Annotated in this window: 3 protein-coding genes and 1 pseudogene; 3 read left to right on the top strand and 1 reads right to left on the bottom strand. The window is 35.6% G+C overall.

Annotated features, from left to right (window positions below; all coding sequences use genetic code 11):
* A pseudogene (locus AC4MRQ_RS25485) lies at positions 1-636 on the top strand (hypothetical protein); the annotation flags it as partial.
* A gap of 73 nt (positions 637-709) precedes the next feature.
* Here AC4MRQ_RS25485 and AC4MRQ_RS25480 read toward each other — a convergent pair.
* Complete coding sequence (locus AC4MRQ_RS25480) at positions 710-1,213, bottom strand: sigma-70 family RNA polymerase sigma factor (protein ID WP_491200554.1); 504 nt, start codon at positions 1,211-1,213, stop codon at positions 710-712.
* A 462-nt stretch (positions 1,214-1,675) separates the two neighbouring features.
* Between AC4MRQ_RS25480 and AC4MRQ_RS25475 the strand changes: the two genes are divergently transcribed.
* Positions 1,676-1,888: a DUF4492 domain-containing protein gene (locus AC4MRQ_RS25475; protein WP_491200553.1), complete on the top strand. Its 213-nt coding sequence runs from the start codon at positions 1,676-1,678 to the stop codon at positions 1,886-1,888.
* Positions 1,889-1,903: 15 nt separating this feature from the next.
* Positions 1,904-2,962, top strand: a 1,059-nt coding sequence (locus AC4MRQ_RS25470; protein ID WP_491200552.1) for a cytochrome ubiquinol oxidase subunit I, incomplete at its 3' end; no start/stop codon positions are given.

Here is a 2,962-nt window from a genome sequence, read left to right as displayed (position 1 = left end):
TATAAAGGTTACAATATTGCAATTCATGAGTTCGGGCATAATGTGGAGCAAACCATCTCTTTGTATGATGTTGATTATTACATGTTAAATGGAGTTCCAAATACAGCGTTCACAGAAGCACTGGCCTTCATTTTTCAAAAGCGTGATTTGGAATTGCTTGATATGAAGAATGAAAATCCAGAGAAAGAAGCTTTACAAACTTTAGATAATTTCTGGTCAACATATGAAATTATGGGTGTATCCCTATTAGATCAACGCATGTGGAAGTGGTTATATGCCAATCCTGATGCTACAGCTGAACAACTGAAAGTGGCAGTTGAATCTATTGCCGTTGATATCTGGAATGAGTTTTATGCACCGGTATTTGGAGTTAACGACCAACCTATTTTGGCTATTTATTCACATATGGTGAATAGTCCGATTTATTTATCCAACTATGCTTTTGGTCATCTAATTCAGTTTCAGGTTGAGCAGTATCTTAAAACAGCTGATTTTGCACCGGAAGTAGAGCGCTTATTTAAAATTGGTTCAATTACACCAAATGCCTGGATGCAGGCAGGATTGAATGAAGATATCTCAATCAATTCAATGATTAAAGAAGCTGGTAAAGCAGCGAAACGTTTTTCGAGGAATTAATTTGATAACTTGACAAAATAAAAAAGGTAAGCCTAATCGCTTACCTTTTTTATTGGGTTTAATATTCTGAGAATTAGTCAATGGCTAACTCAATCATCTTTTGAAGTTTTTTTCTACCAAAGAAGATTCTACTTTTAACAGTACCAATTGGCATATCCAATTCTTCAGCAATTTCTTTGTATTTGTAGCCTTCCATGTGCATGGTTAAAGGCTGTTTAAACTCACCTTCGAGTTTTCCCATTTGTGTTCTGATTTCACCAGTATAGTGAATCACATCAGGAGTGTCATCTGTATAATACTTGTTTGATAAGTAATTAACTTCATCTACCAACATAGGCGCCTGACGCATTTTGTACTTACGACGATAGTTGTTAATAAATGAGTTACGCATGATGGTATGCATCCATGCAGAGAAGTTGGTATTCATCACAAATTTCTCACGTGATGAAAGGGCTCTGAAATTTGTTTCCTGAACAAGGTCGTGTGCATCTTCCTCGTTCGCTGTTAATGTAAGGGCATAGCTAAACATCTTTTGTTGAAGCCCCAATAATCGATGGTTGAATTGTTCTGCGGTCATCTTTCTGGGTATTTGTTTAACATTCTTGAATTCTTCAACACAATGGCATCAGTGTTTAACCATTGTTGTTTTCAAATTCACATATAAATTACTAATTATTATTCGTTAATACAACAGTTTATCTTAATTGTAAATTAAAAACGCAAATGAGTAATTAAATACTCAAATACGAAGTAAAGATGAACAAAATGGATTTAACTTCCAAATTTGTTTAATATTTTTAATACTGAATTAATCAAACAAATCAGTATCTCCCTGATTATTTGAAGATATAATGTGTTAGGAATCAGAGTTTATGTGGGATGGAAATTCGATTTTAATATTTTTTCACAAATCTTGAAAAGAATTAATATGACTTAATGGTTGTATTTATTGTTTGGAAAAAAGCGACAATTGTCGTGTTTTGTTTAAACTAATCTGATTAAATTTATTCTCTCCAATGAGATAGATAGTTGTTGAAATATGAAGTGGATAAAGAAGGTATATTTTTTCTATTTAGATGGATTTAAAAACCTTTCGCCGTGGGCCAGGACTTTGTGGGTAATTATACTAGTAAAGCTGTTTATCATGTTTGCCGTTTTGCGCTTGTTTTTCTTTCGGGATACTTTAAAAAACAGGTATACGACTGATGAAGAAAGAGCCAGCCATGTAATAGAAGAATTAATTAGTCATTAATATATAAATACAGAAATGCTAGAGAACATTGATTTGTCACTCGTCAATTGGTCGAGGGCACAATTTGCGCTTACTGCTATGTTTCACTGGTTGTTTGTTCCATTGACTTTGGGACTCAGTTTTATCATAGCATTTATGGAAACCATTTATGTAAAAACAGGTAATCCGGAATGGAAACGAATCACCAAATTCTGGATGAAGCTCTTTGGAATTAACTTTGCCATAGGAGTGGCTACCGGTATCATTCTTGAGTTTGAATTTGGTACCAATTGGTCAAATTACTCTTGGTTTGTGGGTGATATATTTGGTGCTCCGTTAGCAATTGAAGGTATCATGGCCTTTTTTATGGAAAGTACCTTTATTGCTGTAATGTTCTTCGGGTGGAACAAGGTTAGCAAAAAGTTCCATTTGACCGCCACATGGTTAACTGCTGTAGGGGCCAACCTCTCTGCTTTATGGATATTGGTGGCCAATGCATGGATGCAAAATCCGGTAGGAATGAAGTTTAATCCTGAGACAGCACGTAATGAGATGCAAAGCTTCTGGGACGTAATCTTATCACCAACGGCCGTTACAAAGTTTTTACACACAACAACGTCCGGTTATGTATTGGCAGCTATATTTGTTTTAGGAATTAGTAGTTGGTTTTTACTCAAGAAACGTCACATTCTATTCGCAAAAAGAAGTATCGTTGTTGCTGCAATTTTCGGATTGATCTCATCAGTAATGTTGGTTGCCTCGGGTGACGGTTCGGCACGAGATGTAGCCAAAACACAGCCGATGAAGTTTGCGGCAATGGAATCGTTATACGAGGGGCAAACACAAGCGCCTTTGATTGCAATTGGTTTATTTGGCAAAAAACATGATGATCCAATGCACCGTGATTCTGATCAGGAATTTATGGTTAAAATCGAAATTCCTAACATGCTGTCTTATCTGGCATTTTTAGAAGTTGATGCATTTGTGCCTGGCATTAAAGATATTGTTCTTGGAAATGAGGACTATAATATCATGTCCTACAAAGAGAAAATTCTAAGAGGGTACGAAGCACAGCAAACACTTAAAGCTTTTAAG

It is taken from the genome of Carboxylicivirga sp. (genome assembly GCF_982718395.1).
Note: the sequence above shows the minus strand (reverse complement) of the source record. Positions and strands in the feature narration are given on the sequence as shown.